Source organism: Amnimonas aquatica, assembly GCF_002943415.1.
Lineage (GTDB): Bacteria > Pseudomonadota > Gammaproteobacteria > Pseudomonadales > Moraxellaceae > Perlucidibaca > Perlucidibaca aquatica_A.
Window position 1 is genome coordinate 1 of record NZ_PTQZ01000331.1, and the last position, 1,303, is coordinate 1,303.

At 63.4% G+C, this 1,303-nt stretch carries 2 protein-coding genes and 1 tRNA gene; all 3 read left to right on the forward strand.

Annotated elements, in window-relative coordinates:
* A partial coding sequence (locus C5O18_RS10590) for a hypothetical protein (protein ID WP_206389851.1) occupies positions 1-415 on the forward strand: 415 nt, incomplete at its 5' end.
* Positions 416-498: 83 nt separating this feature from the next.
* A complete protein-coding gene (locus C5O18_RS09670; RefSeq protein WP_105193417.1) occupies positions 499-909 on the forward strand; it encodes a phasin family protein in 411 nt (136 codons plus the stop codon).
* 85 nt (positions 910-994) lie between these two features.
* Positions 995-1,070 (forward strand) — tRNA-Gly (locus C5O18_RS09675).
* Positions 1,071-1,303 lie beyond the last annotated feature (233 nt).

Genomic DNA, 1,303 nt, shown 5'->3' on the forward strand with positions numbered 1-1,303 from the left:
GCAGGAGGTGATCAATCTCGACATCCTGATGCGCGAGGTGCTGTCGGGGCCGCAGGCGCACCGCACGCGCGCCATCATCAAGCGCCACATGCGCCTGCTGCTGGACTCCGGCTCCATGCGCACCACCTTGCAGGTGGCCATGGGCGCCGAGGGCTATGTCGAGCTCAAGCAGCGCCTGGCCGACCAGCTGGTGGCCTCGGCGCTGGATTCGCTGGCTGATCCTCGCTTCAGCCAGGAGCGATCTGGCATCATTCACGACATGGTGCGGGTGCGGTTGCACGCCCTGGACAGTGCCGGACTGCAGGCATTGCTGCGTCCGCTGCTGAAGCGCGGCACCCGGTTTCCGGCGTTGTTGTGCGCGGCGCTGGGCGGCGCGGCCGGCGGCCTGTTGCTGATGTTCGTGCAGATGCCCTGAGCCGGTGCGACAATCGGCGGGTCGAGACGGACGGGTTTTCCCGGCGCATGCCGGAGCGTTGCTGTACTGAAGAGAGTGAAGCCATGAATGATGAACTGAAGGATGGTCCGCGCGGCCGCCTCAAGCTGTCTCCCAGCAAGGACCTGCGCAAGTACACGCAGCAGATCTGGCTGGCCGGCCTCGGCGCCTTCTCGCGCGCCGAGGAGGAGGGCGGCAAGCTGTTCGACAACCTGGTCAAGGTCGGCGAGGAGCTGGAAAGCAAGACCCGTGACCTGGCGGACAACACGGCGGGCGAGATCAAGGACAGGGTGATCGGGAAGGCTTCCGACACCCGCGAGAAGGTCGAGCGGGTCATTGATGACCGCCTGAGCAGCGCGCTCAGCCGGCTGGGCATTCCCAGCCAGAAGGATATCGAGTCGCTGAGCCAGCGCATGGACCAGCTGACGCGCGTGATCGAGCAGCTGGCCCGGCAGCTGGAGGACAAGAAGCGCTGAGGCCTGCTGTTGACAGGTCGTGGGCGCGGCCCTAGAATCCGCGCCCACAGCGAAGCCTGACTGGAAACAGTGCCGGTTTCGCCATGCGGGTGTAGCTCAGTTGGTAGAGCGCGACCTTGCCAAGGTCGAGGTCACGAGTTCGAGCCTCGTTACCCGCTCCAAATTTCGAAACCCCTGAAGCCTTGTGCGACAGGGGTTTCGTCGTTTATGGGGCTTGAAAAGCCAGCGTATCCAACCCTCTTCCTGAGCTGTCCGGACCATTTCCGGACGCGATCCTGACCAGACTCCTTGCCGGAAAAGTAAGGGTCAAAATTTTCTGACCCAGACTCTATTTTTCGCGATACATCCGGACCAAAAGCAGGCTGACGCTCACTCTTCCCTAGGAGGCAGCGAC